27 protein-coding genes are annotated in these 25,798 nt (G+C 58.2%); 10 read left to right on the top strand and 17 right to left on the bottom strand.

The annotated features are described in order from the left end of the window. Positions 1–36: 36 nt before the first annotated feature. From chbG to osmE, 7 genes are all read right to left on the bottom strand, one after another. Positions 37–786, bottom strand: a complete 750-nt coding sequence (gene chbG / locus HMPREF3143_RS07450) for a chitin disaccharide deacetylase (RefSeq protein WP_058654560.1) — start codon at positions 784–786, stop codon at positions 37–39. Positions 787–797: 11 nt separating this feature from the next. Continuing rightward, a complete protein-coding gene (locus HMPREF3143_RS07455; RefSeq protein ID WP_023292678.1) occupies positions 798–2,153 on the bottom strand; it encodes a 6-phospho-beta-glucosidase in 1,356 nt (451 codons plus the stop codon). Between the two features lie 109 nt (positions 2,154–2,262). Next, positions 2,263–3,081 (bottom strand): transcriptional regulator ChbR, encoded by an 819-nt coding sequence (chbR, locus tag HMPREF3143_RS07460; protein WP_058654561.1) that lies wholly within the window; start codon positions 3,079–3,081, stop codon positions 2,263–2,265. A 29-nt stretch (positions 3,082–3,110) separates the two neighbouring features. Continuing rightward, positions 3,111–3,458, bottom strand: coding sequence for a PTS N,N'-diacetylchitobiose transporter subunit IIA (gene chbA, locus HMPREF3143_RS07465; RefSeq protein WP_021241072.1), 348 nt, complete (start codon positions 3,456–3,458; stop codon positions 3,111–3,113). Between the two features lie 46 nt (positions 3,459–3,504). Then, positions 3,505–4,863, bottom strand: coding sequence for a PTS N,N'-diacetylchitobiose transporter subunit IIC (gene chbC, locus HMPREF3143_RS07470; protein WP_008500675.1), 1,359 nt, complete (start codon positions 4,861–4,863; stop codon positions 3,505–3,507). A 79-nt stretch (positions 4,864–4,942) separates the two neighbouring features. Next, positions 4,943–5,260 (bottom strand): PTS N,N'-diacetylchitobiose transporter subunit IIB, encoded by a 318-nt coding sequence (gene chbB, locus HMPREF3143_RS07475; RefSeq protein ID WP_008500676.1) that lies wholly within the window; start codon positions 5,258–5,260, stop codon positions 4,943–4,945. A 284-nt stretch (positions 5,261–5,544) separates the two neighbouring features. Further along, a complete protein-coding gene (osmE, locus tag HMPREF3143_RS07480) occupies positions 5,545–5,886 on the bottom strand; it encodes an osmotically-inducible lipoprotein OsmE (RefSeq protein ID WP_008500677.1) in 342 nt (113 codons plus the stop codon). Between the two features lie 221 nt (positions 5,887–6,107). Here osmE and nadE point away from each other — a divergent pair, with 221 nt between their 5' ends. Both nadE and cho read left to right on the top strand, forming a co-directional pair. Next, positions 6,108–6,932 carry an ammonia-dependent NAD(+) synthetase gene (gene nadE, locus HMPREF3143_RS07485; RefSeq protein ID WP_008500678.1) on the top strand — a complete coding sequence of 275 codons (825 nt, stop codon included), beginning with the start codon at positions 6,108–6,110 and terminating at the stop codon, positions 6,930–6,932. A 115-nt stretch (positions 6,933–7,047) separates the two neighbouring features. Continuing rightward, positions 7,048–7,926 (top strand): excinuclease Cho, encoded by an 879-nt coding sequence (gene cho, locus HMPREF3143_RS07490; protein WP_217628553.1) that lies wholly within the window; start codon positions 7,048–7,050, stop codon positions 7,924–7,926. Here the strand turns inward: cho and ves are convergent. The 7 genes from ves to HMPREF3143_RS07525 all read right to left on the bottom strand — a co-directional run bounded on the left by ves (position 7,904) and on the right by HMPREF3143_RS07525 (position 15,614). Then, a complete protein-coding gene (gene ves, locus HMPREF3143_RS07495) occupies positions 7,904–8,461 on the bottom strand; it encodes an environmental stress-induced protein Ves (RefSeq protein ID WP_070532461.1) in 558 nt (185 codons plus the stop codon). The genes cho and ves overlap by 23 nt on opposite strands. Positions 8,462–8,757: 296 nt before the next feature. Next, entirely contained in the window at positions 8,758–9,252 is a 495-nt protein-coding gene (spy, locus tag HMPREF3143_RS07500) for an ATP-independent periplasmic protein-refolding chaperone Spy (protein WP_023292681.1), read from the bottom strand. 338 nt (positions 9,253–9,590) lie between these two features. Next, positions 9,591–10,556, bottom strand: a complete 966-nt coding sequence (gene astE / locus HMPREF3143_RS07505) for a succinylglutamate desuccinylase (RefSeq protein WP_070532464.1) — start codon at positions 10,554–10,556, stop codon at positions 9,591–9,593. Positions 10,557–10,566: 10 nt separating this feature from the next. Beyond that, complete coding sequence (gene astB / locus HMPREF3143_RS07510; RefSeq protein WP_070532468.1) at positions 10,567–11,892, bottom strand: N-succinylarginine dihydrolase; 1,326 nt, start codon at positions 11,890–11,892, stop codon at positions 10,567–10,569. Beyond that, complete coding sequence (gene astD, locus HMPREF3143_RS07515) at positions 11,879–13,366, bottom strand: succinylglutamate-semialdehyde dehydrogenase (RefSeq protein ID WP_021241066.1); 1,488 nt, start codon at positions 13,364–13,366, stop codon at positions 11,879–11,881. Before astD ends, astB begins: the two co-directional genes overlap by 14 nt. Next, positions 13,363–14,397 carry an arginine N-succinyltransferase gene (gene astA, locus HMPREF3143_RS07520; RefSeq protein ID WP_008500686.1) on the bottom strand — a complete coding sequence of 345 codons (1,035 nt, stop codon included), beginning with the start codon at positions 14,395–14,397 and terminating at the stop codon, positions 13,363–13,365. The genes astD and astA overlap by 4 nt, the downstream gene beginning before the upstream one ends. Then, positions 14,394–15,614: a succinylornithine/acetylornithine transaminase gene (locus tag HMPREF3143_RS07525; RefSeq protein ID WP_070532471.1), complete on the bottom strand. Its 1,221-nt coding sequence runs from the start codon at positions 15,612–15,614 to the stop codon at positions 14,394–14,396. Before HMPREF3143_RS07525 ends, astA begins: the two co-directional genes overlap by 4 nt. A gap of 433 nt (positions 15,615–16,047) precedes the next feature. Here HMPREF3143_RS07525 and xthA point away from each other — a divergent pair, with 433 nt between their 5' ends. The 6 genes from xthA to HMPREF3143_RS07555 all read left to right on the top strand — a co-directional run bounded on the left by xthA (position 16,048) and on the right by HMPREF3143_RS07555 (position 22,223). Continuing rightward, the gene (gene xthA, locus HMPREF3143_RS07530; RefSeq protein ID WP_023292688.1) at positions 16,048–16,854 is read left to right on the top strand and encodes an exodeoxyribonuclease III; all 807 of its coding nucleotides are present in this window, start codon (positions 16,048–16,050) and stop codon (positions 16,852–16,854) included. A 6-nt stretch (positions 16,855–16,860) separates the two neighbouring features. Continuing rightward, positions 16,861–17,544, top strand: a complete 684-nt coding sequence (locus tag HMPREF3143_RS07535; protein WP_045353699.1) for a TVP38/TMEM64 family protein — start codon at positions 16,861–16,863, stop codon at positions 17,542–17,544. A gap of 6 nt (positions 17,545–17,550) precedes the next feature. Further along, positions 17,551–18,720: an ABC transporter substrate-binding protein gene (locus tag HMPREF3143_RS07540; RefSeq protein WP_084832160.1), complete on the top strand. Its 1,170-nt coding sequence runs from the start codon at positions 17,551–17,553 to the stop codon at positions 18,718–18,720. Further along, on the top strand, positions 18,693–20,222 hold the full coding sequence (locus HMPREF3143_RS07545) for an ABC transporter permease family protein (protein WP_045353698.1): 1,530 nt from the start codon (positions 18,693–18,695) through the stop codon (positions 20,220–20,222). Before HMPREF3143_RS07540 ends, HMPREF3143_RS07545 begins: the two co-directional genes overlap by 28 nt. Continuing rightward, on the top strand, positions 20,222–20,842 hold the full coding sequence (locus HMPREF3143_RS07550; RefSeq protein ID WP_008500693.1) for an ATP-binding cassette domain-containing protein: 621 nt from the start codon (positions 20,222–20,224) through the stop codon (positions 20,840–20,842). Before HMPREF3143_RS07545 ends, HMPREF3143_RS07550 begins: the two co-directional genes overlap by 1 nt. A gap of 73 nt (positions 20,843–20,915) precedes the next feature. After that, a complete protein-coding gene (locus tag HMPREF3143_RS07555) occupies positions 20,916–22,223 on the top strand; it encodes a sulfurtransferase (protein WP_045353696.1) in 1,308 nt (435 codons plus the stop codon). Here the strand turns inward: HMPREF3143_RS07555 and HMPREF3143_RS07560 are convergent. Next, a complete protein-coding gene (locus tag HMPREF3143_RS07560) occupies positions 22,220–22,837 on the bottom strand; it encodes a CDP-alcohol phosphatidyltransferase family protein (RefSeq protein ID WP_046091713.1) in 618 nt (205 codons plus the stop codon). The genes HMPREF3143_RS07555 and HMPREF3143_RS07560 overlap by 4 nt on opposite strands. Continuing rightward, entirely contained in the window at positions 22,830–23,399 is a 570-nt protein-coding gene (locus tag HMPREF3143_RS07565; protein WP_070532474.1) for a carboxymuconolactone decarboxylase family protein, read from the bottom strand. The genes HMPREF3143_RS07560 and HMPREF3143_RS07565 overlap by 8 nt, the downstream gene beginning before the upstream one ends. A 75-nt stretch (positions 23,400–23,474) precedes the next feature. Between HMPREF3143_RS07565 and HMPREF3143_RS07570 the strand changes: the two genes are divergently transcribed. Further along, complete coding sequence (locus HMPREF3143_RS07570; protein WP_028015711.1) at positions 23,475–23,891, top strand: pyrimidine (deoxy)nucleoside triphosphate diphosphatase; 417 nt, start codon at positions 23,475–23,477, stop codon at positions 23,889–23,891. Here HMPREF3143_RS07570 and HMPREF3143_RS07575 read toward each other — a convergent pair. After that, positions 23,851–24,123, bottom strand: coding sequence for a YnjH family protein (locus HMPREF3143_RS07575; protein WP_021241056.1), 273 nt, complete (start codon positions 24,121–24,123; stop codon positions 23,851–23,853). The genes HMPREF3143_RS07570 and HMPREF3143_RS07575 overlap by 41 nt on opposite strands. A gap of 227 nt (positions 24,124–24,350) precedes the next feature. Between HMPREF3143_RS07575 and gdhA the strand changes: the two genes are divergently transcribed. Beyond that, the gene (gene gdhA, locus HMPREF3143_RS07580; RefSeq protein WP_008500700.1) at positions 24,351–25,694 is read left to right on the top strand and encodes an NADP-specific glutamate dehydrogenase; all 1,344 of its coding nucleotides are present in this window, start codon (positions 24,351–24,353) and stop codon (positions 25,692–25,694) included. The last annotated feature ends 104 nt before the right edge of the window (positions 25,695–25,798 follow it).

The raw sequence follows: 25,798 nt of genomic DNA on the forward strand, positions 1-25,798 counted from the left end.
TAGGCCGGGTAAGGCGAAGCCGCCACCCGGCAACTCTTACAGCTCCCTGAACGTCCCCAACCGATACCCGCGTTCGGCAATCGCGTATTTCAGCGAGGCCGACGTCAGCACGTCCAGCTCCGCCAGCCGCGGCCAGCAGTAGGCACTTTTACGCACGGTGTTATCGACAAAGGCAGGATGCGCCATCACTTCCACCGAGGTTTCACCGCGGGCAGCGGAATCATCCAGCACCTTCAGGAACAGCGCTTCGCTGATCTCTTCTCCGTAAAACGCGCTGCTGAACCCCTCAGTGGATGTAACAGCGCAGTCCGGCAATTCGTGCACCTCGCGATCCACGCGCATCGCCACGCCTTTGCGCTGCGCAAACCCGGCGACAACAGGGAAAATTGCCGGGATCATATGCACGTGGTGATGGCTGTCGATATGCGTCGGCGCCTGACCAAACACATCAACGAAGCGGTTGAACTGGCACTCCAGCTCGCGGGCAATCTCTTCAAGCGGCAGAGCACCCTGCTCCGCCCGTTCCCAAATCCATTTACCCAGCTGGCCGTCGCGCGTCAGGCCCGGCATTGGCGAAAGCGGCATCCCGAGCGTCAGCACAAAATGCATGCCGACGCCCAGCTCTGGCACCTCGCGGCTCAGCTGCGCCGCGTGTTCAACCGCCTCAGCGTTAACCAGGGCCGTTGTAGAGGTCACAACCCCCCGGCGACAGGCTTCAATAATGCCGTAGTTCTGACCTTTCGAGAGACCAAAATCATCAGCATTAACGATCAGCAGGTTTTCCATTGTGCGTCCTCTTATTGCTGTTTGAACTTCAGCTTCTCGATCGTGGCGGCAAAGTTCGGCAGCCATTTTTCATGCGCCAGGATCATCTCGCTGGCCAGCTGCTCCGCGTCACGGTCAGAATGCACCAGCGGGCTGAGGTTCAGGGCCAGCAGCACGTCATTGAGCTCCCCGCTCAGCGCCGCGTTGCTTGCTGCCACTTCAAAGCCTTTGATGGTATGAATCAGCCCCATGACCTTGTCATCGAAGTGGGTGATACGGGGATGCGGTTTAGCCCCCTCGCGCCCCAGGATGCAGGTCATTTCAACGGCCCAGTCAGCCGGAATATTGTCGACATGGCCGTGATGCGGGACGTTGACATAGTGCTCAGCCTGCTTGTCGTTGTAGATGGCGTTGATCACTTCACACGCCGCATCGGAGTAGTAGGCCCCGCCGCGCTGCTCCAGCTCTTTCGGTTTGACGTTCAGGTTCGGGTCTTTATACAAATCGAACAGCTGCTTTTCGACCTTCTGAACGATCTGCGCACGCGCGCCGCCCTTATAATACTCGCCCATTTCAATGGCCAGCATCTCTTTCTGCTTGAAGTAGTAAAGCAGGTACGAGCAAGGCAGCAGATTCAGCGAGCGGATCAGCCCTTCGCTGAACGGCAGGTCAAAGATGTTTTTCACCGATGCCGCCGTCAGACGACCGGAGGCCACGCCGTCGAGAAGCTCGGCAAAGCGCGATTCTCCGTTCACGATGACATCTTTAATAAACACCATGTGGTTCAGGCCGAACAGATCGATGGAGAGATCGTCGTTGTCGGTCAGCGCCAGCACGTCGCGGATGAACATCTTCATGCCGATCGGAATATTACAGACGCCGATAAAGCGCTTGAAGTTCGTATGACGATAGACCGCCTCGGTCACCATACCGGCCGGGTTGGTGAAGTTAATGACCCACGCGTTCGGGCAGATCTCCTGCACGTCTTTGACGATGTCGAAAATCACCGGGATGGTGCGCAGGCCTTTAAACAGGCCGCCCGCGCCGTTGGTCTCCTGCCCCAGATACCCGTGGCTCAGGGGAATACGCTCGTCCAGCTCACGCGCCTTCAGCTGGCCGACGCGCAGCTGGGTGGTGACGAAATCCGCATCTTTCAGCGCCAGACGACGATCGAGGGTTTTATGCACGGTCAGAGGCACGCCCGCTTTTTCCACCATGCGCTTGCACAGGTCGAAAATAATATTCAGCTTCTCCTGACCTTCCTCAACGTCTACCAGCCATAATTCGCTGACCGGTAATTCATGATAACGTTTCAGGAAACCTTCGAGTAATTCCGGGGTATAGCTGCTGCCGCCACCAATGGTTACGACTTTTAATTTCTTCTGCATAATATCTCCCTTAGCGTATCAGGTTAATCGCCTGCGAGGTATAGCGTGCTCTTCCCGCTATTTGGGCAAGCCATTAAAGCAATATTCGTGGCGGGTAATCCGCCGACAGTTAATTAATTACCGTCAAATTTTTCCGGTAACTGTTCGGTGTGAATGACGTCAATTTCTTAAAGGTTTTAATAAACAGGCTGGGGCTGCTGTATCCTGACTCGTATGCAATATCGGTGACAGAATAGTTGGTAATTTCCAGCTGTTTTTTAGCGAAATTAATGCGGATTTCATTAATAATTTGCACGGGCGTTTTACGGTAATAACGCTGCGTCGCGCGGGTCAGATATTCCTGGGATTTGCCCGACAGGGAGACCATATTTTCCAGCGCATTTTCGCTGAACTGGATTTTATCGTGCATCAGCTCAACGGTGCTGCGCAGCCATTGCGGAATATCATCCGTCACCTGCTGCTCTTCACGATGATGGCGCAGTCGGTTCATCACGTAGAAGGTCACCGTTTCAATAAACTCATCAAATTCATTGTCGCGGAAGTTAAGCGAGGCGATAACCGTTTCAATCCAGGTCATGAACTCGTTTTTGACGCGATAAACCTGGGAGGCCACAAAACAGAACGGCACCAGCGGCAGATAATGCTTCTCGAAGAAACGTCTGCTGACGCCCACATTCAGAATACGGGTGGCACCAAATTCGTAAAAGCTCTGGTGATAAGATCCCATCGGCAGGAAGACAAAATCCCCTCGTTCAAGCAGAACGCGCTTACCGTTGATCTCCTGGTAGTAGCGGCCGGTCAGAACAATCGTGAACTCGTAGTAGTCATGCTGATGCAGACCACTGGCGCTCTCCGTTTTGTTGTAGATAACCACGTGAAAATTTTTGCCATTAAACAGCTGCTGTTCAAGTGCGGTTTTAATTTCCATCGTGCTGACCTCCTGCTACTCAGTCTGACTTACTGCATCTTCTCGTGAAGCTCAATGAGCTCCGCCACCAGCTCGCGTGCCAGCATCGAGGTCATCAGGTGATCCTGCGCGTGGACCAGCACCAGGCTGACCTTCATCTTCCCTTCGCCCTGATCGCTTTCAATCAGCTTCGTCTGCACCAGGTGCGCTTCGTTCAGCGCCGTGCGCGACTGTTCCATCATGGTTTTCGCCGCGGCAAAATCCCCCTGCTTGGCCTGCTTCAGCGCGGCGTAGGCCAGGCTGCGGGCCTGCCCGGAGTTGATGATAAGCCCCATCACCACTTCTTCGAGATCGTTCTCGACGGCTTCGTCTGCGACAATATTATCCAAATCTAACATCTTTAAGCTCCTTGTGGCTGGCGCGGGTTTCCCCGCGCCGTCAATCTTAGAATTTCAGTGAGAGGGCGATATCCTCTTCGCTCTCTTCTTCATCAATGATGGTGGCGGCTTTGTTCGCAATCGCCACGAACGGCATGTACAGCAGGGTGGCAATCCCGAGGTTAAATATCGCCAGCAGGAAGGCTGCGACGCTGCCGTTGGTGTTGAAGAAGGCGCCCAGACCCGCTGGCATGGTCCACGGTGCAATGTTGGTGACCGGTGGAATGATGCCCATGTAATACGCCGTCAGGGTGATAGCGGCCAGCAGCGGCTGAACCAGGATGAACGGAATGAACATGACCGGGTTCATGATGATTGGCAGACCGAACAGAATCGGTTCGTTAATCTGGAAGATGCCTGATGGCAGCGCCAGCTTCGCGACCTGACGGTAGTCTGCGCGACGAGAGACAATAAAGACCGCGATGATCAGACCCAAGGTTGCCCCGGTACCGCCCAGGAAGATATAGGAGTCAAGCATCGGCTTCGCCCACACATGGAAGGTTTTACCCGCTGCCAGCGCCGCGTCAACGGAGCCGTACTGCTGATAAAGTGCAACGTTTTCCAGTGCCCACGGGGTCATAATTCCGCTGTCCAGCGCGGCCAGTGCCAGTGAACCATGCACGCCAAAGAACCACAGCAGAGAGGTGAAAATCACGTACGCCCAACCGACCACGCCACCCATTGACGCCAGCGGCGTAGAGATAGAGTCCATGATGATCTGATGGAAGTTTGTGCCCCAGTGGGAGAGCGCCCAGGCGATAATCCCCATAATAGAGAGAATAATGAAGCCTGGAATCAACGCGGAAAATGAACGGGAAACGGAGGCCGGTACGCTATCCGGCAGGCGGATCACCCAGTTGCGACGGATAATAAAGGTGAACATCTCTGCCACCACCAGGCCGATAACAATACCGGAGATGATGTTAGCCCCACCCAGCCAGTTGGCGCCCACAGCATAGGCTTCACCGACGCTGTACGGGGTCACTGTCATAAAGGCGGCGACGGATAATAACCCGGCGGCCAGTGGGTCCACCTTACGCTCTTCTGCCAGCGCCATCCCAATAAAGAAAGGCGCCATCAGCGACATAATTCCCAACGTACCGTTATAGACGTTGCCGCCGATGGCTTTAAAACCATTAAGGGTTTCAATTGTGGAAGCGTCTAACCGAATTCCTAATGAATAAAAGAAGGAACCTTCACCAAAGCTCAGAAAAACGTTGTTAATTAAAACGAACATGGCCCCGGCCAGCGTCAACGGCATTAATTTAATAAAGCCGTTTTTGATGGCATTAACGTGAGGCTGCTTTCCTATTTTAACAGCAAAAGGAAGGAGTACCTTTTCAAGTGAAGCGATGACTTTACTCATAGGAAAATACCCTTAAATGCCGTAACGCATGTTACGGCGTATTGTGTGTGAAATAACTCTTTGACGGGAAAAATAAAAATTAATTAGCAGCTTTTTTAATCGCTGCCACAGCAGCTTTAAGAACACCTAAACCATCAATCTTGCCGTACAGCCCCGAATCGATCACTTCGACCGGTTTATTGGGTAACAATCGTTGAATTTCGGGCAACATATAGGCAATTTGCGGTCCCAGTAAAACAACATCGGCTGTCTGACCTTTTTCGCCCGCCAGCGTTTCCGGGAACGCTTCGATCACCACAGGGACTTCATACTTTTCAGCCTGCGCACGCATCTTTGACACCAGAAGCGAGGTTGACATGCCCGCTGAGCAGAACAGGTAGATATGTTTCTTTTCCATCGTAATTTCCCTCTTGTATGACTACCTGCCGTCGCGTTCTCACTCGACTCGCTGTCCCGGCAGACAGGTAGTTTGCGTACTGTTGTTTATCGTTGGACTGAGTATACGCAATGGTACAGACAGGGGATAATTCTGAACAGACTCAAATTGTCTCTCATTGACCTGGCTTGTTGACTACCCTCACATTTCAGGCAAATAATTCGCGAAAAGAAATAAGATTTTCTGATGCATAAAAAAACCGGCCCCGGGGCCGGTTTGTTAACATCCTCAGGCAAGCAGGGTGACTACGCCTTAGGTGCCTGAGGATCGGTGTCGTATTCAGCACAGGTCTGATAGCCGGAGTTGATCACATGACCGGTATCATCCAGGGCGACAAAGTAGGTTTCTGCCTTACCATCACGTTGACCCAGGATATAGGTCTGGCAGGTCCCTTTCGCATGAATCATGGTGACTTCAGAAGAAGGTTTACCGGCAATCGCAGCGACCTGTGAACGGGTCATACCCTTTTTAACGTCTTTTACTACGGGCTGCGTAAACTGATCCTTGGTGCGATCGTAAGCCGTACACCCTGCCAGCATAGTCAGTACCGCCGCTGCGCTAAGAATTCCTGCTACGTTCTTGTTCATATTCCGTCCTCTTGTTTATCAGCGTGTTATCTAAGCATGGGATAAAAAGTACTATTGTTCAACTTTGTGCGTTACGCCAGACGAATTTCGGAAAATTCTAATAAAACAACCATAACCTGCTAAAACGACGCAAATTAGCGCACTCGAAACTGTGATCCTTGTCGTTTTACGTCCAAAGGGTTAGTTTTAACAGTTAACACATTCTGTTTATGGAGAGCGTGATGACTCTGCAACAAGAGATTATCCAGGCGCTGGGCGCGAAGCCTGCGGTAGATGCAAATGAAGAGATCCGCCGCAGCGTGGATTTTTTAAAAGCGTATTTAAAGAAGAACTCTTTCCTGAAATCTCTGGTGCTGGGCATCAGCGGCGGCCAGGATTCAACGCTGACCGGTAAGCTCTGCCAGATGGCAATTTCAGAGCTGCGCGAGGAGACGGGAGATGAAACCCTGCAATTTATCGCCGTGCGTCTACCATATGGCGTACAGGCGGACGAGCAGGATTGCCAGGATGCAATCGCCTTTATTCAGCCTGACCGCGTGCTGACCGTGAATATTAAAGGCTCCGTGCTGGCAAGCGAGCAGGCGCTTCGCGAAGCGGGCATTGAGTTAAGCGATTTTGTTCGCGGCAACGAGAAAGCCCGCGAGCGCATGAAAGCGCAGTACAGCATCGCCGGGATGACCAAAGGCGTCGTGGTCGGCACCGACCATGCGGCGGAAGCGATCACCGGTTTCTTCACCAAATATGGCGACGGCGGCACCGACATCAACCCGATCTTCCGCCTGAACAAGCGTCAGGGTAAGCAGCTGCTGGCCGCGCTGGGCTGTCCTGAGCATCTGTATAAGAAAGCGCCGACAGCGGACCTTGAAGACGATCGCCCTTCCCTGCCGGATGAAGCGGCCCTTGGCGTCACCTACGACAACATTGATGATTATCTGGAAGGCAAAAAGCTGGATGAAGGCACCGCGAAGATCATCGAAGGCTGGTATCTGAAAACCGAGCACAAGCGCCACACGCCAATTACGGTGTTTGACGACTTCTGGAAATAAACGCAAAACGGTAACCCCGTTTTGTAGGCCGGGTAAGGCGTCGCCGCCACCCGGCTCTTTTTTAACCAAACCCTCTCTGCTACACTGTATGCCTGAACAGTATATGGAGCAGTATGTGAGCAGGCGTCAATCCGCCCCGCGTCTTGAGTTTGAAGCGGCGGCTATCTACGAATATCCCGAGCACCTTCGTCCCTGGCTTGAGGCACTGCCTAAACAGCCGGGCGTGTACATCTTTCACGGTGAAAGCGACACGCTGCCGCTTTACATCGGCAAGAGCGTTAACATTCGCAGTCGGGTGTTATCCCATCTGCGTACCCCGGACGAGGCCGCCATGCTGCGCCAGTCGCGACGCATTACCTGGTTCCAGACGGCGGGAGAAATGGGCGCGCTGTTGCTGGAGGCGCGGTTGATAAAAGAACAACAGCCGCTGTTCAACAAGCGCCTGCGCCGCAACCGTCAGCTCTGCTCCCTGCAGATCAACGAAGGCAAGCCGCAGGTCGTCTACGCGCGGGACGTCGATTTTTCTCATGCCCCGAATCTCTATGGACTATTCGCCAATAAACGTGCGGCACTTCAGGCGCTGCAGACGCTGGCGGATGAGCTCCAGCTTTGCTACAGCCTTTTGGGCCTGGAGGCGACCACGCGCGGACGCGCCTGTTTCCGATCCGCGCTGAAGCGCTGTGCCGGTGCCTGCTGTGGGAAAGAGAACGTTGAGGCGCACCACGCCCGGCTCCTCGCCGGTCTGGCGGCCATCAGCGTGAAGTGCTGGCCCTGGGAAAGCGCCGTTGCGCTAAAAGAAGTGGGTGACGCGATGACCCAATATCACATCGTCAATAACTGGCTCTGGCTGGGCGCTGTCGACGATATCAACGACGCGGCAACCCTGCTGCGCACGCCCGCCGGATTTGACCACGATGGCTACAAAATTCTCTGTAAACCTGTGCTGGCCGGTAAGTTTGAAATCATTGAGCTCAATGGCCTGGCAGCCACGTGATTTCGCTGAACAATAAGGTACCCTGAGCCTCCAGCAGACGCAGCGTATGGGTACCCTCCTCCCAGCTGGCGCCCTGATCGGCCGTCAGCAATTTATCACCCAGCTGCCACGCCCCGCTTAACACAAACACCACGCCCCCGCGTGTGCCAAAGGTGGTAAAGGTACGGTCAGCCACGCGCACATTCGCCCGGCAGCAGTCGCGACGGGTCATGATGTTGAAGTCCATCGCCATCCGCCCATCGGACAGCAGCGCTTTCACCGGCAGGTCGCCGGCAAAGCTGTAGGGCTGATGGTGCTTCAGGGTATGGAAGAACGCCTGACCGGCATCCAGCGTCACCTCCCCGCCTTCCAGCAAGGTAATTACCCGATCGACGCCGGGAAAAGAGGAAAATTCGCCGTTGCTGGCGATAGTTGCGATACTGGCGCGCCAGTGAAAATCGCGCGTTGCGGGAGGGAAACAACAAATCTCACGCGTTTCACCCGCACCATTGCGCCAGAGGCTGACCGGCATCTTACGGATATCAAAGAACTCCATCACCACTCCTGAATGGCACAACCCGTGCCAGGGCAAGGATATTGCTATCGTTGCTGTCTTGTTTGTTATCGTTAGGTATTCACAACACAGTATCGGCAGCAGAGCGGGCAGGCCTTAGCGGAACGTTAATAAAAATTCTAACGCCATGACTCTACAAACATTCTCTGATGCGACTACAGGAGCATACCGCGCTGGCGGCGGCAGACAAGAGGGCAGGAAAGAAAAACCGCCGGTCCTGTCCACAGCGATTGCGCTTTTGTGGACAGGATCCCGGCGGTCTTAAGAGAGTGAACCGATTATTCGGTTGGTGCTGGCATTTTACCTTCCATCGCCGGACGTTCTGTCAGACGCTTCTCAAAATTCGCATTAAATTGTTTTTTCTGTTCCGGGGTCAGAATGTTGTAGATCTTGTTCTGGGTTTCCAGGTGAGCCAGCATGCGGGCTTTGTGCTGCTCGGCCATTTTGTCGATCTGCGCTTCGGCTTTCGCCTTGTCGAAGCTGTCGCTGGCGATGATGTCATGCATGGCACGACGCTCTTCCAGCGGCGGACGCTTCATCTGCTCACGTTCGCTCTTCCGGATATCGCGGATCTGCTGTTTCTGCGCATCCGTCAGGTTGAGATCCTTAAACATCATCATCTCGTTGTGCATACCCGGGCCTTTATGATGCATCATCATTTTGCCTTCAGCAGGCGCGGCAGCGGTGGTGGTCGCAGTATCTGCGGCGAACGCCATGCTGGTAGCGCCCAGAGCCAGGGTAGAAGCAACAAACAGTGCAGTAAACTTACGCATAATTTATTTCCTTTCTTTCAGTTATTCTTCGGCGCTATGCCGTGTTGACGAGATTAACTTTACGGGGTTTATCGTCAATTAGTCAGAGCAACGGTAAAACAATGAAAGTGTAAAAAACAAATTTTCGCCAAATGTGGAGGAAATAAGGATAAAGCGTGGAGAGTTGCAACCAAAAATATTCAATGCGATGATTTTAAAGCGATTTAGCAGAAGTATAACGGAGTGAAGGTGAATAATAAAGCAATTCACCAGGAATATTCTGCAAAACACGTTCACGCGCTTTAATTGCTAAGAAAAGGTATTTAACTTCCCCTCCCGGATGATGAGAGGGGAAAGGTTCAGGATATTTTTTCCAGCATCAGCCCGGCACGCAGGCCAAACGCGACGGTTGGGTTAGGGAATAAAACATACTCGGTGGTTTTCTGCACCTCGTAACGTTCCTCGCCATCCTCGGCCAGCAGCGCCCCTTTGCGGAACGGGGTGAAGTTGAGGGTGTGTGCTGCCATGTGGAGCAGGAAGGCATCGCTGCGGCGCGTGATCTGCTGTACGACCCGGTAACGCTCAACGGTCTGGTGCGTAGGCTCGGGAGCCGACCCGCCCAGCAGCGCCCGCAGGGCGAGATGCGTTGGCGCAAAGCGGGTGAGATCGTTTTGCCCAAACGGCAGCGCTTTCCCCAGCTCCAGCGTACAGGACAACGCACCAAAGTGCTCACAGGTGAAGTGCGTAAAGGTTCCGCCCGGCGACTGGTGAAACACCAGCGCCTCCAGCCCGGCATCTCCCAGCCAGCTCAGGAAATCTTCCTCCCACGGCTGATTGCGCTGCGGCAGCACGCCGAAGCGGACATGGTAGGACGCGCGGATGGCCGTATGCAGATCCAGATGCCAGCGCACGGGACCCGCAGCGGCAAAGAACGCGGTCACCACGTTCTCCAGCCACGCTGCCCGCGCCGTTTCGTCACTCTGCGGAAACTGCGACCAGCGCCCGCCGAACATGCGGTTAATGTCGCTCACCAGATACCGTTTATTTTGCGCCAGCGCAGGGGGATTGCCGAGCACCACCAGCACGAGGCACTTCAGGGCAATTTCTTTGCGATACAGCGCGCGCAGCAGCAGATCGACAATCTCAACGGGCGCCGTTTCATTCCCGTGAATGCCTGTTGAAAGCAGCAGCGAGAGATCGCTCTTTGCGGTCGGCGTCAGCTCAAGCACCCCGCGCCCCAGCCACCGCCAGCGAAATGAGGGGCCATCCCCCTCTTTCTGTTCCGGCGTTTCATCGGCCAGGGTCAGCGCCAGTAAATTTTCCATACCCACTCCTTTAGCGCTGGAACGGATAAACCGATCCCAGCTGCAGGATTGTCGACAACGCGTCCAGCGCCTCGCGACCTTCGCGCAGAAGCTGCGGGTCAACCAGATCGGCCTGCGTTAGACGGTCGCGATAGTAGCGATCGACCCAGTCATTCAGGCGCGTAAAGAGCGTATCGTTCATCATGACCGCCGGATTAACCGCCTGCATTTCGTCCTGAGTCAAGACCACGCGCAGACGTAAACAGGCTGGACCACCGCCGTTGGCCATGCTTTCACGCAGGTCAAACACGAGCAGTTCGTCAATCGGGTTATCCGCCTTCACCAGCTCGGTCAGGTAGCGCCATACGCCCTGATGATCCCGGGACTCCTGCGGCAGGACCAGCATCATGCTGCCGTCATCGCGGCTGAGCAGCTGGCTATTGAACAGATACGTTTCAACCGCGTCCTGCACGCTCACCGCCTCCGTTGGCACCTGGACAGGCGTGAAGCCGCGCACGCGCTCATGCAACGTGGCGAGCAGCTTTTCCTGATGGGCAAACGCCTGCTCGTGGCAGAACAGCACCTGGCGGTTAGAAACGGCAATCACGTCGTTGTGGAACACGCCCTGGTCGATCACATGCGGGTTCTGCTGGGCAAAAATCACCTGGGAAGGATTCACCTGGTTCAGGCGGGCAACCGCCTGGCTGGCCGCCAGCGTCTGACGGGCAGGATAACGGGTTGGCGCGACGTGGCCCCCCTCTTCTCGCCCGTAAATAAACAGCTGCACACCCGGCTCGCCATAATCGCCCCCCAGGCGGTTATGGTTGGCCGCGCCTTCGTCGCCAAACATCGCCACCTGCGGCAGGGCCTGATGCACCGCGAAATGGGCGTCCTGGTTGAAAATGGCGCGCAGCACGCGCTCGGTGGTTTCCGCTTCGGTGGCGCGGTGAAACTTGTTATTCAGGTTCGCTACCGTCAGGTGGACTTTGCCATCCAGCGTATCGGCTGACGGCGCGACGGTGGCCGCGTTGGCGACCCACATCGAAGAGGCGGAGCTTGCCGCCGAGAGCAGGTGCGGCGTCTGCGTCCCCGCTTTTTCGACCACCTGCTCATCGGTACCGCTAAAGCCGAGCTGACGCAGTACCGCCACGTTCGGACGCTCCTGCGGCGGGATCACCGCCTGCGGGAAACCGGCATCCGCCAGCGCTTTCATCTTAAGCAGCCCCTGCTTCGCCGCCAGCTTCGGGTTGGAAACCTGAAAACGGTGCTTCGTGGAGGCTTCATTACCAAAAGAGAGACCGGCGTAGTGGTGCGTCAGCCCCACCAGCCCGTCAAAGTTGACTTCACGCGCTTTCATGACGGTCCCCTCCGGTAAAGTCCAGCCCCGGATTAAGCGTCTCCGGCAGCGTCAGCGCCGGGGTTTCCAGGCTCGCCATCGGCCAGGCACAGTAATCGGCGGCATACCACGCGCTGGCGCGATGGTTCCCCGACGCGCCCACGCCGCCGAACGGCGCGGTGCTCGCGGCCCCGGTCAGCGGTTTATTCCAGTTCACAATCCCGGCGCGCGCTTCCAGCAGCAGTTGGTCAAACTTCTCGCGATGCGGCGAAATCAGCCCGCTCGACAGACCGTAGCGGGTGTTATTGGCCATTGCGATGGCATCGTCAAAATCGTCATAGCGCCAGACGCACAGCAGCGGGCCAAAGACCTCTTCATCCGGCACGTTGCTCGCGCCGCTCATCTCAACGATGCCCGGCGTCAGCAGCGAGGCACCCGGCTGAACCTGTTTCGGTTCGAGCAGGGTTTTCGCGCCGCGAGCGACGTGGTCCTGCCAGGCCTTCAGCACGTTCAGCGCGGCCTGCTCGGAAATCAGCCCGCCGATAAACGGCTGCGGATCGGCATCCCACGCGGCTGGCACCAGACGCGCGCTCACCTCAACCAGACGTTTGAGGAACGCATCCCCCTGCGCGCCCCGTTTCACCAGCAGGCGGCGGGCGCAGGTGCAGCGCTGTCCGGCGGTAATAAAAGCGGACTGAATCGTCAGGTGCACCGCGGCGTCGATATCGTCAGGGTCTTCCACAATCAGCGGGTTGTTGCCGCCCATCTCGAGAGCAAGGATTTTTTCCGGCTGCCCCGCCAGCTGGCGATGCAGCTGATAGCCCGTCCCGGCGCTGCCGGTAAACAGCAGGCCGTCGATATCGCTCAGCGCGCTCAGCGCCTGGCCGGTTTCGCGTCCGCCCTGCACCAGGTTCAGCACGCCCGGCGGCAGGCCAGCCTGTTCCCACAGCTTAACCACCGCCTCGCCGGTTAATGGGGTGAGCTCGCTCGGCTTGAAAATCACGGTATTGCCCGCCAGCAGCGCGGGCACAATGTGGCCATTCGGCAGATGCCCCGGGAAGTTGTACGGACCAAACACCGCCAGCACGCCGTGCGGACGGTGGCGCAGCGTGGCCGCGCCGTCCGGCATCTCGGTGTGCTGTTCGCCGGTGCGGGTGTGGTACGCCTTCACCGAGATGGCGACTTTGTTGATCATCGCCGTCACTTCGGTTGCCGCTTCCCAGCGCGGTTTACTGGTTTCAGACGCGATGATGCGCGTCAGTTCGGCCTTATTTGCCTCCAGCAGCCCGGCAAACTTTTCAACAAGCGCCTGGCGCACGGCGAAAGGCTGTTTTGCCCACGCCGGGAACGCGCGGCGAGCGGCATGGCAGGCTTGTTCCACCTGTGCGGCGCTGGCGTCGTTCCCCTTCCAGAGCACCTCTTTTCCTACCGGATTGGTCTTTACGCGCTGTTCGCCTTCGCCCGTGACCCAGTCACCGTTAATCCATAATGTCATGCTGTTTTCTCCTCAGGGCAGAGACGCACCAGGCGAACCTTATCGCCGGCGTTACATTTCAGGGCATCCAGTTCTGCAGCCGTCAGCACCAGACGTTCACATTTCGGGTTGGTCCGCACCAGCATCGCACGGAAGTTGGCGTAATTTTCGTTCGCCACCAGGCATGCCGGCCAGTCGCCCGGCGCGGGCTGGCCTTCAGAGACCTCAACCAGCCGGCTCTTACGGATCGCGCGTACGCGGTCGATATCGCACTCAAGCGTAGGCCCGCCGTCAAAGATGTCGACATAGTTACGGTAGCGGAAGCCCTCTTTCTCCAGCACCGCGCGGGCAGGCGCGGTTTGCGGATGCACTTCGCCGATCACCGCCTGCGCTTCCGGGCTGAGGAAATGGGTATAGATAGGATGCTTCGGCATCAGTTCGGCAATAAAGGCTTTCTGACCCGTGCCGCAGAGATAGTCCGCCCGGCTGAACTCCATCGAGAAGAAGCGCTCGCCCAGGCTCTCCCAGAACGGTGAATAGCCGGTGTCGTCGATCACGCCGCGCATCTCCGCAACCACCTTTTCGTTAAAGCGATCGCGGAAGGCGGCCATAAACATAAAGCGCGATTTGGAAAGCAGATAGCCGTTGCCCTCCTTACGCCACGCCGGGTCGAGGAACAGCGTGCAAAGCTCGCTGGCGCCCGTGTGGTCATTGCAGAGGAACAGCGTCGGCAGCGCGTTATAGACGTTCAGCTCTTTCGAAGCATGAACCATGGTGCCGACGCGGTAGTTGTACCACGGGTCGTTAAGCCCGACGGCCACTTCAATGGCGCAGATCCCGGCCACGGTCCCCGTGTCGGTGTCTTCCAGCACGAACACATACCCCTGTTCGCTTTTTGGCAACGTCCCCTGCCAGGTTTGAAGGGCGCGCTCAATGCGCGCCGACAGCGTTTTTTCATCGGCAGGAAGCGAGGTCAGCCCGCCTCCCGTCTTACCGGCAAGCTGCATGAGCCCGGCGAGATCGCCGCGCTCAACGGGACGGATGACCATCATGATGACACCCCGGATTTCACCTTTTCACACGCCAGCGCAAAGCGGTCCAGACCGGTTTGCACCTCTTCCTCGCTGACAATCAGCGCGGGAGCAAAACGCACGACGTTGGCACCGGCAATCAGCACCATCACGCCCACTTTTGCCGCTTCCTGTGAAATAAGTTTAGCTTTTCCGGCAAACTCAGCGGTGAGCTCGCAGCCGATTAACAGCCCCAGGCCACGAATTTCTTTAAACAGGCCAACCTTGCCGTTGATGGCATTCAGGCGCTCAACAAACCAGTCGTGGCGCTGCTTAACGCCCTTCAGCACCTCAGGGGTATTAATGATGTCGAGCACCTGTCCGGCAACGGCAGTGGCCAGCGGGTTGCCGCCGTAGGTGGTGCCGTGGGTACCGACGGTCATCACGCTGGCGAATTTCTCGGTGGTCAGCGTCGCGCCAATCGGGAAGCCGCCGCCCAGCGCTTTGGCGGTCGACAGCACGTCCGGCGTGACGCCGTAGTGCATATAGGCATACAGCTCGCCGGTGCGGCCCACGCCGGTCTGCACTTCGTCGAAAATCAGCACCGCGTTATGACGATCGCACAGCTCGCGCAGCCCCTGCAGGAATTCCTTTTGCGCCGGAAGCACGCCGCCCTCACCCTGCATCGGCTCGACGATCACCGCACAGGGGGTGTCGTTAATCAGCTCGCTGGCAGACTGCAGATCGTTATAAATACCGTGACGGATATCCGGCGGCAGCGGTGCGAAATCCTGCGAGTAGGAAGGCTGGCCACCCGCGCTGACGGTAAAGAGCGTGCGTCCGTGGAAGGCATTTTTAAACGCCACGATACCGCTCTTGTGGGTACCAAATTTATCGTGCGCATATTTGCGCGCCAGCTTCAGCGCCGCTTCGTTGGCTTCCGCCCCCGAGTTACAGAAAAAGACTTTTTCGGCAAACGTCGCGTCGATCAGTTTTTTGGCCAGGCGCAGCGCAGGCTCGTTGGTAAAGCCGTTGCCGGTATGCCAGAACTTCGCCGCCTGGTCATTGAGCGCCTGACGCAGCGCCGGGTGCGCATGCCCCAGCGCGTTCACCGCAATCCCACCGGCAAAGTCGATATACTCTTTACCCTGCTGATCCCACAGGCGCGAGCCTTCCCCACGAACCGGAATAAAAGCCGCCGGAGCGTAAACCGGCATCATCCATTCATCGAAATTTTCACGCGTAATTGACAGAGACATAGCGACCTCATCCGGTAAATAAAAGGTTATTTGAATGTTAAATAATTGAGTGTTTGCACTGTGAATGTAGATTGCAGCCTTCGTGCCAGCCAGCGATAAAAATGCATAAACGGGTTGAGAGAACAGAATATCAATAAGTTACAACATGGAGTTATTCACTGTTAGTGCATAAAAAGTGAATATTTTTACGACAAGCGGCGCTTTGCCGCATGAAAATCAGAAAGAGTATGCACAGGCCAAATATAATTCTGGAATTGTGATCGCTCGCGAAATTTAACGGCCATTTACGCCCTCTTTGGGGGCGAAGCGCGTCAGAATGGTGCAAATATTGCACCACCGGCATTATCTGTTGCAGTTATTGGTCGAACCCGGTAACAGTTGAAGCAAATTCTGCTACCATCCTTGCACTATTCACCTTGCACTGGCAGCGACTATGAAATTTGTCTCTTTTAATATCAACGGCCTGCGTGCCCGCCCTCATCAGCTTGAAGCTATCGTTGAGCAACATCAGCCAGATGTGATCGGCCTGCAGGAGACAAAGGTTCACGACGACATGTTCCCCCTCGAAGAGGTGGCGAAACTCGGCTACAACGTCTTTTATCACGGCCAGAAAGGTCACTACGGCGTCGCGCTGCTGACCAAAGCGCCGCCGGTTTCCGTGCGTCGCGGCTTCCCGGGCGACGGTGAAGAAGCACAGCGTCGTATTATCATGGCGGAAGTCCCTTCTGAGATCGGCAATATCACGGTCATCAACGGCTATTTCCCGCAGGGTGAGAGCCGTGACCATGAGACCAAATTCCCGGCGAAAGCGAAGTTTTATCAGGATCTGCAGGACTACCTGACCACCGAACTCAAAAAAGAGAATCCGGTGCTGATCATGGGCGACATGAATATCAGCCCGACGGATCTCGATATCGGTATTGGCGAAGAGAACCGCAAACGCTGGCTGCGCACCGGCAAATGCTCCTTCCTGCCGGAAGAGCGTGAGTGGATGGAGCGCCTGCTGGGCTGGGGCCTGGTGGATACCTTCCGCAATGCCAACCCGGAAACGCAGGATCGCTTCTCCTGGTTTGACTATCGCTCTAAAGGCTTTGACGACAACCGCGGCCTGCGTATCGATCTGCTGCTGGCCAGTTCCCCGCTGGCCGAGCGCTGCATCGAAACCGGGATCGACTACGACATCCGCAGCATGGAAAAACCGTCTGACCACGCGCCGGTGTGGGCTAAATTCAAGCTGTAATGACGCGTGAACCTTTCAAAAACACTCTTCCTGTGCGCCCTTCTGGGCGCCTTTATTCTGGCGTTTATCATGCTTCCGCCGGGAACCCTCTCCCTGGAAGGAATTAAAACGCACCAGCAGGCATTACTCTCCTATGTCGATCACGCGCCGCTGCGCAGCGCGCTGATCTTCTTTGCGGTCTATGTGGCGGTCTCCGCCCTCTCGATCCCCGGCGCGGCGATCCTGACCCTGCTGGGCGGGACGTTGTTTAGCCTGTGGGAAGGCACCGTGCTGGTCTCGTTTGCCTCCACGCTTGGGGCCACGCTGGCGATGCTCGCCAGCCGCTATCTTTTGCGCGACTGGGTGCAACGGCGGTTTGCCCGGCAGATGAGTACGGTGAATACCGGCATGGCGCGCGACGGCGCGAACTTTCTTTTTGCCCTGCGCCTGATGCCGCTGTTCCCGTTTTTCCTGGTGAATTTGCTGATGGGGCTGACCCGCATGGGAGTATTTCGCTACTGGTGGGTCAGCCAGCTCGCCATGCTGCCCGCCACGATTATCTTTCTGAACGCCGGGCGCGAGCTGGGAAAAGTGACCTCGCTGCGCGATATTTTGTCGCCGGGCATGCTATTCGCCTTTACACTACTGGGGGTATTGCCGTTGGTCACCCGCCGGCTGTTTTCCCGTTTTCTCCCGTCTGCTAAAAAGTGAGGCATTATGCGCCGTGTGCGTTTTTGCGCGTTTCTGACCGGGCTGCTGCTGGCAGCCCCTCTGTATGCCGCCGACGGCTGGCAGGCTATTCAGCAACAGGCCAAAGGCCAGACCGTCTGGTTTAACGCCTGGGGCGGCGATCCGGCGGTCAACCGCTATCTGGAGTGGGTCAGCGGCGAGATGCAAACGCACTATGCCATTACCCTTAAAATTGTCCCGCTGGCGGATGCTGCCGACGCGGTAAAACGTATTCAGACCGAAGCCGCCGCGGGGCGTAAGACCAACGGCTCCGTCGACCTGCTGTGGGTTAACGGCGAGAACTTCCGCACGCTGAAAGAGGCAAACCTGCTGGAGACCGGATGGGCGCAGACGTTGCCCAACTGGCGCTATGTTGATACCCGCAAGCCCGTTACGGAGGATTTTGCTATCCCCACAGACGGCGCGGAATCGCCGTGGGGCGGCGCGCAGCTGACCTTTATCGCCCGCAAAGCCAGCATGCCGACGCCGCCGACCGATCCTCAGGCGCTGCTGGCGTACGCGCAGCAGCATCCGGGCAAGATCAGCTATCCTCGCCCGCCCGATTTTACCGGCACGGCATTTCTTGAGCAGCTGCTGATGACGCTAACCGCTCACCCTGAGGCGCTGCAAAAGGCCCCCGATAGCACCTTTGCCGAGGTCACGGCCCCGCTCTGGGATTATCTGGACACGCTCCACCCGCTGCTGTGGCGCGAAGGGAAAGATTTTCCCCCTTCTCCTGCACGGATGGATGCCCTGCTTGCCAGCGGCAGCCTGAATCTGTCGCTGACCTTTAACCCGGCCCATGCGCAGCAGAAAGTGGCGAGCGGCGAACTGCCCGCCGACAGCTATAGCTTTGGTTTTCAGGGCGGGATGCTCGGCAACGTCCATTTTGTGGCGATTCCGGCCAACGCCAGCGCGAGCGCGGGAGCGAAAATAGTCGCCAATTTCCTGCTGTCGCCGCAGGCGCAGATCCGCAAAGCTGACCCGGCCATCTGGGGCGATCCGAGCGTGCTGGATGCGAAAACGCTGCCCGAAGAAGAAGCCAGACAGCTGCTGGCCCACACGCCTCAGGGGCTGCCGAAGGTGCTTGCCGAGCCGCAGTCCGCCTGGGTGAACGCGCTGGAGCAGGAATGGCTGCGTCGTTACGGCACCCGCTGAGCGGGCTCGTCTGGCTGGCGATGGCGGTGATTTATCTGCCGATCCTGCCCGCCGGCACCATGCTGCTTGCCCCGGCGTTTTCGCTGACAAACTGGCAGCGGCTGCTGAACGATCCGCAGCTCCCGCAGGCGGCCGTCGCCACGCTGGTCTCAACGCTCATCGCCACGCTGGGGGCGTTGTTCATTGCCCTTCTCCTCGTCAGCCTTCTCTGGCCCGGAAAACGCTGGCGACGTCTCACAACCCGTCTGCCGTGGCTGCTGGCGATACCCCATGTGGCGTTCGCCACCGGCGCGCTACTGCTGTTTGCCGAGGGCGGACTGTTTTATCAGGTCTGCACCGTCTGTTCGCCGCCGTTTGACCGCTACGGTGCCGGGCTGGGGCTGACGCTCGCGGTCAAAGAGAGCGCGTTTGTCCTGTGGGCGATTTATGCCGTACTGCCGGAAAAACGGCTCGCGCAGCAGAAGATCGTCCTGCAGACGCTCGGCTACGGGCGATTTCAGACGCTGAGCTGGCTGATTCTGCCAGCTATCGCGCCCGTCCTCGGGGCAGTCATGCTGGCGGTGCTGGCATGGTCGCTGTCGGTCGTGGACGTGGCGATCGTTCTCGGGCCCGGCAACCCGCCTACCCTGGCCGTGCTGGCCTGGCAGTGGTTAAGCCAGGGCGACGCGCAGCAGCAGGCAAAAGGGACGCTGCTGTGCCTGCTTCTCCTTCTGCTGCTGGCCGCGCTTGCCGCTCTGGGATACGGACTCTGGAAGGCATGGGTTCGCACACTTGCGGACCTCACCGGAACGCGTCCCCGGTCGCAGCGCGTCCTGCCTGAGCGGGCACTGAGCGGGTTTCTGCCCGCCTGCGGCGTCCTGTGCGCCGCGGTACTGCTGATGCTGGCGCAACGGGATGACGTTGGCCCGGTGGGAACCAGCCTTTCCTTCGGTCTGCTTTCAGCCCTGATTGCCCTGGTCGTCGGGTTACTCTGGCTGGAGTGGGGCCCGCAGCGCGGCACGCTGTGGGTATGGTTACCGCTCGCCCTTCCGGCCCTCCCGCTCGTCACCGGCCAGTATGCCATTGCGTTGCACCTGGACATCGACGGGCACTACGCCGCCGTGCTCTGGAGCCACCTTCTGTGGGTATTGCCGTGGATGCTGCTGGTACTGCAACCCGCCTGGCGCCGGATCGATCCCCGGCTTATTCTCACCGCCAGAACCCTCGGCTGGCGACGGACAAAAATCTTTTTACTGCTGAAATGCCCGCTGCTGGTGCGCCCTGCGCTACTGGCCTTTGCCACCGGCTTTTCCGTCAGCATGGCGCAATATATGCCGACGCTGTGGCTGGGCGCGGGGCGTTTCGCCACGCTGACCACCGAAACCGTGGCGCTCAGCAGCGGGGGCAGCATCCCGATTCTCGCTAACCGGGCGCTGGGATTACTGCTGGTCACGGGCACGGTATTTGGTCTTGCCGCCCTGCTATCCCGGCTCGTGGGCCGCTACCGACAAGGGTTACAATAATGCTGAAGGTAAAAAATCTCACCATCGAACCGCTTTTCCGCGAGGTCAGTTTTTGCGTGCCCCGCGGGGAGATCGTCACCCTGATGGGGCCGTCCGGCAGCGGAAAGTCGACCCTTTTTGCCTGGATGGTCGGCGCGCTGTCAGACGATTTCCAGGCGCGTGGCGAACTGTGGCTCGACGCGCGTCGCTGCGACGCGCTTCCCGTGGAGTCCCGCGGGCTGGGTATTCTCTTTCAGGATGCGCTGCTGTTCGACCAGTTCAGCGTCGGGCAAAATTTGCTGCTGGCGCTGCCCGAGCGCATCGCCGGGCGCGCGCGTCGGGAGGCGGTCGCGCAGGCGCTGGATTCCGCCGGGCTGAGCGGCCATTACGCCAGCGATCCGGCCACCCTCTCCGGCGGGGAGCGTGCCCGGGTCAGCCTGCTGCGGGCCCTGCTCGCGGAGCCGCAGGCGCTGCTGCTGGATGAACCGTTCAGCCGCCTCGATAAAGCGTTACGGGCCACGTTTCGGGCATGGGTATTTGACGCCGTCCGCGCGCGCAATATTCCGGCGGTGCTGGTCACGCACGATGAGGACGATATTCCACCCGGCGGCGAGCTGATTGAGATTTCTCGCTGGCAATAATGTGCTAACGCAATGTTTTCCGATTCGGGAGAGACGACAATGCCCCCCTCTTTTACTGACGTCAGGTTATTCGATGAAACGTGTTTCTCAACTGACCGCGCTGGCCCTGCTCTGCGGCCTCGCTTCTTTTTCCTCGCTGGCGGCTGATATGCCCAACGCCATCACGCTGTCTCAGCTTCAGGCACAGCACGGCACGCCTGTCGACACACGCGCCAGCGCCTTCTATAACGGCTGGCCGCAGACGCTCAGCGGCCCCTCCGGGCATGAACCCGCCGCGCTCAACCTTGCTGCCGCCTGGCTCAGCGCCATGAGCGACGAGCAGATTGCGCTGTGGGCAAAACAGCATCAGCTTACCCCTGCGACGACCATCGCCCTGTACGGCGACGAGAACGATAACCAGGCGGTGAAAGCCCGCCTGGAGAAAGCCGGGTACCGCCACGTTTCGCTGCTCAGCGATGCTCTGCAGACGCCCGAGCGCCTTCAGCGCCTGCCTCACTTTGAACAGCTGGTTTACCCGCAGTGGATCCACCGGCTCCAGCAGGGTAAACCCGTGGCTGCCGCACCGGCCGGCGACTGGAAAGTGATCGAAGCCGCCTGGGGCGCACCGAAGTTTTACCTGCTGAACCACATTCCCGGCGCGGGCTATATCGACACCAACGAGGTGGAAAGCGAACCGCTGTGGAATAAAGTCTCCGACGACAAGCTGAAAGCGATGCTGGCGAAGCACGGGATCCGTCACGATACCACCGTCATTTTGTATGGCCGCGACGTCTACGCCGCCGCGCGCGTGGCGCAGATTATGCTGTATGCGGGCGTGAAGGATGTGCGTATTCTCGACGGCGGCTGGAAGGCGTGGTCAGATGCAGACCTGCCGGTTGAGCGCGGTACGCCCGGTAAAGTGACGCCCGCCCCCGATTTCGGCGCGCCGATCCCCGGTCAGCCGCAGCTGATGGTGGATATGGAACAGGCGCGCGGCATGCTGCACCGTCAGGATGCCTCTCTGGTCAGCATACGCTCGTGGCCGGAGTTCATCGGCGAAACCAGCGGCTACAGCTACATCAAGCCAAAAGGTGAAATTGCCGGTGCCCGCTGGGGTCACGCGGGCAGCGATGCCACCCACATGGAGGATTTCCATAACCCGGATGGCACCATGCGCAGCGCTGACGACATCGCCGCCCAGTGGAAGCGCTGGAATATTCTGCCGGAACAGCACGTCGCGTTTTACTGCGGCACCGGCTGGCGGGCGTCTGAAACCTTTATGTACGCCCGGGCGATGGGCTGGAAGAATATCGCCGTCTATGACGGCGGCTGGTACGAATGGAGCAGTCATCCGCAGAACCCGGTGACGACCGGTGAGCGCGGGCCTGAAAGCGCGCGCTAAGGGTTAAGTGACTTCAGCGTCACGTAGCCGCTCCAGATGCGCGTTGTGGTGGTCAGCCAGCACAGCGCGCCGAATACCCACGCGAAGAGCGTAAAGTGCGCAGGAAAAAGGCAGCACAGCACAAACAGCGCGATGGTCTCCGTCCCTTCCGTTAACCCGCCGATGTAATAAAACGACTTGTGCGCATAGCCGGGGTTATCGATGTCGTGCTTCGCGGCCAGGGCCGCAAACGCCAGAAAACTGCTGCCGGTCCCGATAAACGCGAACAGCAGCCAGGCGGCTGCCAGCGCATTTTCCGTCGGTGCTGCCAGCGCAAAGCCAAACGGCACCAGGGCGTAGAACAGAAAGTCGAGCGCGATATCGAGAAATCCCCCCGCATCGGTCAGGCCTCTGCGGCGCGCCAGCGCCCCGTCCAGACCGTCCAGCAGGCGGTTAAGCACGATGGCGACCAGCGCCGCCGGATACCAGCCGAGGGCCAGAAACGGCAGCGCCAGCACGCCGATGGCAAACCCGGTCAGGGTCAATCCGTCTGGCGTGATGCCCGGCCTGTCCAGCACGGAGACCAGACGATTCAGAGCCGGTTTTATCCGCGGGTGAAAATGGCGATCAAGCATGGGGCGTCTCGTTAAAGGTGGCGCACAACCCCTGCGCCGGAATATCCAGCGCGGCGTTAAAGCGGGCAGAGAGATTCTGAAAGGCAATGAGCGCCGTCATCTCGGTGATGGCGTCATCCGTAAAGTGGCGCTTCAGCGCCGTTCTGATGGCCTCATCCGCCCGGGGCGGCGTGGCGGTCACCGCCTCGGCGTAGGCCAGCGCCGCGCGCTCCTGCTCCGTGAACAAGGCAGAACCCTGCCAGTCGCTCACGGCCTGCACCTTATCCAGCGCCCCGCAGCGCTCGGCCAGCCGCAGGCTGTTGGCATCAATACAGAAAGCGCAGTGGCAGAGCTGGGACACCCGCGTCATGAGCAGCGAACGCAGCACGGGTGACAGGCGAGCGCGACGACGCTCCAGAAAACCGACGAACAGCGCGACCAGCCAGAACAGACGCGGCATGCGCCCCCACCAGCGCGTGGGATTCAGCACGGCGCCAAAATGCTTTTTCTGCATCACGGCAATGGGTGTAAGGCTGGCGGGAAGGGATTCGATAGGGGCAACCCAGGCGGTAGTCTCTTTCACCTGATTCTCCTGATTACTGGACTCTGAGAAAGGGCACGATAATATGTCTTTTTTCGCTATCAATTATTGACGACCATGCTGAAAACACTCGATGTCGTTGCCGCCATCATCGAAAAAGACGACAAAATTTTACTGGCGCAGCGCCCTGCCCACGCCGACCAGCCGGGCATGTGGGAATTTGCAGGCGGCAAAGTCGAGGCGGGAGAAACCCAGCCCGAGGCGCTTATCCGCGAGCTGCGTGAAGAGTTGGGTATTGAAGCGCGGCCTGCGCAATACGTGGCAAGCCACCAGCGCGAGGTCTCGCAGCGCTTAATCAACCTGCACGCCTGGCACGTTCCTGCGTTTAGCGGTGCGCTCACGGCGCACTACCACAGCGCGCTGGCATGGTGCACGCCGGAAGAGGCGTTTGGCTACGCCTTAGCCCCCGCGGATATTCCCCTGCTGGAGGCGTTTATTGTTTTACGCGACGCCAGACCAGCGGGTTCGTGCTGATGGCGCGCTCGTCGCGCTGGCACTGCAACAGCACGCCCTCCGCCTTCACGACGGCCCCTTCAGAATAGTTTTGATCCTGGTAGATGCAGCACTGGTTACACGGCTGCGCGCGCTGGCCGCTGGAGCTAAACACTTCCGGCGGCACATTCACTTCTACATCCGGGCGAATGCGGTCAGCCTGCGCGCCTGCGGTCAACATCAATGATAACGCGGCCATCACGTAACGGTTCATAGACTTCTCTTCCTGTTGTGTCCTGATAATGACTATAACGGTAAATCGGGCAGAATCTTTAATTTAGCGCGCCATCGCTTTTTGTTATGACGCGGCCCGGGTCATTAATTTCCCTTTCGGCCCACATTTCTGCTTGCTTCACAAAGCGGTACGGGTGGTATAGTCAAAAAAACAACACAAAACGCATAAGTCATATACAAACATTATTATAAGAGGTTCTTATATCTATGGATCAGACACGCTCTCTGGAAAGTTTCCTTGCCCATGTTCAGCAGCGCGACCCGCACCAAAGCGAGTTCGCCCAGGCCGTACGTGAAGTGATGACCACCCTGTGGCCCTTCCTTGAACAAAACCCGCGCTATCGCCAGATGTCGTTGCTCGAACGCCTGGTCGAGCCAGAGCGCGTGATCCAGTTCCGCGTGACGTGGGTGGACGATCGCAATCAGGTGCAGGTTAACCGTGCGTGGCGCGTCCAGTTTAACTCCGCCATCGGCCCGTTTAAGGGCGGCATGCGTTTCCATCCGTCCGTGAATTTGTCGATTCTGAAATTCCTCGGCTTCGAGCAGACCTTTAAAAACGCACTGACCACGCTGCCCATGGGCGGCGGAAAAGGCGGCAGCGATTTCGACCCGAAAGGCAAAAGCGAAGGTGAAGTGATGCGTTTCTGCCAGGCGCTGATGACCGAACTCTACCGTCACCTCGGCCCGGACACCGACGTGCCTGCCGGTGATATCGGCGTGGGCGGACGTGAAGTGGGCTTTATGGCCGGGATGATGAAAAAGCTTTCCAACAACAGCGCCTGCGTCTTTACCGGCAAAGGGCTGTCGTTTGGCGGGAGCCTGATCCGCCCGGAAGCGACCGGGTACGGCCTGGTTTACTTCACAGAGGCCATGCTCAAGCGTCACGGCTTAGGCTTCGAAGGCATGCGCGTAGCCGTTTCCGGCTCCGGTAACGTGGCGCAGTACGCGATTGAAAAAGCGATGCAGTTTGGCGCTCGCGTGGTGACCGCCTCTGACTCCAGCGGAACGGTGGTGGATGAAGCGGGCTTCACGGCAGAGAAGCTGGCGCGCCTGTGTGAAATCAAAGCCAGCCGCGATGGACGCGTAGCGGATTACGCCCGGGAGTTTGGCCTGACCTACCTCGAAGGTAAACAGCCGTGGGGCGTGCCGGTGGATATCGCCCTGCCGTGCGCCACGCAGAACGAGCTGGATGCTGAAGCCGCGCGCACGTTGATTAGCAACGGCGTAAAAGCGGTCGCCGAAGGGGCAAACATGCCGACCACCATCGACGCGACGGATCTGTTCCTGGAGGCAGGCGTGCTGTTTGCACCGGGCAAGGCCGCCAACGCGGGCGGCGTGGCAACCTCCGGCCTCGAGATGGCGCAAAACGCCGCGCGTCTCGGCTGGAAGGCGGAGAAAGTGGATGCGCGCCTGCACCATATCATGCTGGATATTCACCACGCCTGCGTGGAGTACGGCGGTGAAGCATCGCAAACCAACTACGTGCGTGGGGCGAATATCGCCGGGTTCGTGAAGGTGGCGGATGCGATGATTGGGCAGGGTGTGATTTAAGTTTTCGCTGCGTTCTCGCCCTGTAGGCCCGGTAAGGCGTAGCCGCCACCGGGCTTTTTTCAGGCCGCAGAGCTGTCTTTCGCCGGGTGGCGGCTTCGCCTGAC

It is taken from the genome of Enterobacter sp. HMSC16D10, assembly GCF_001807145.1.
GTDB lineage: Bacteria > Pseudomonadota > Gammaproteobacteria > Enterobacterales > Enterobacteriaceae > Enterobacter > Enterobacter roggenkampii.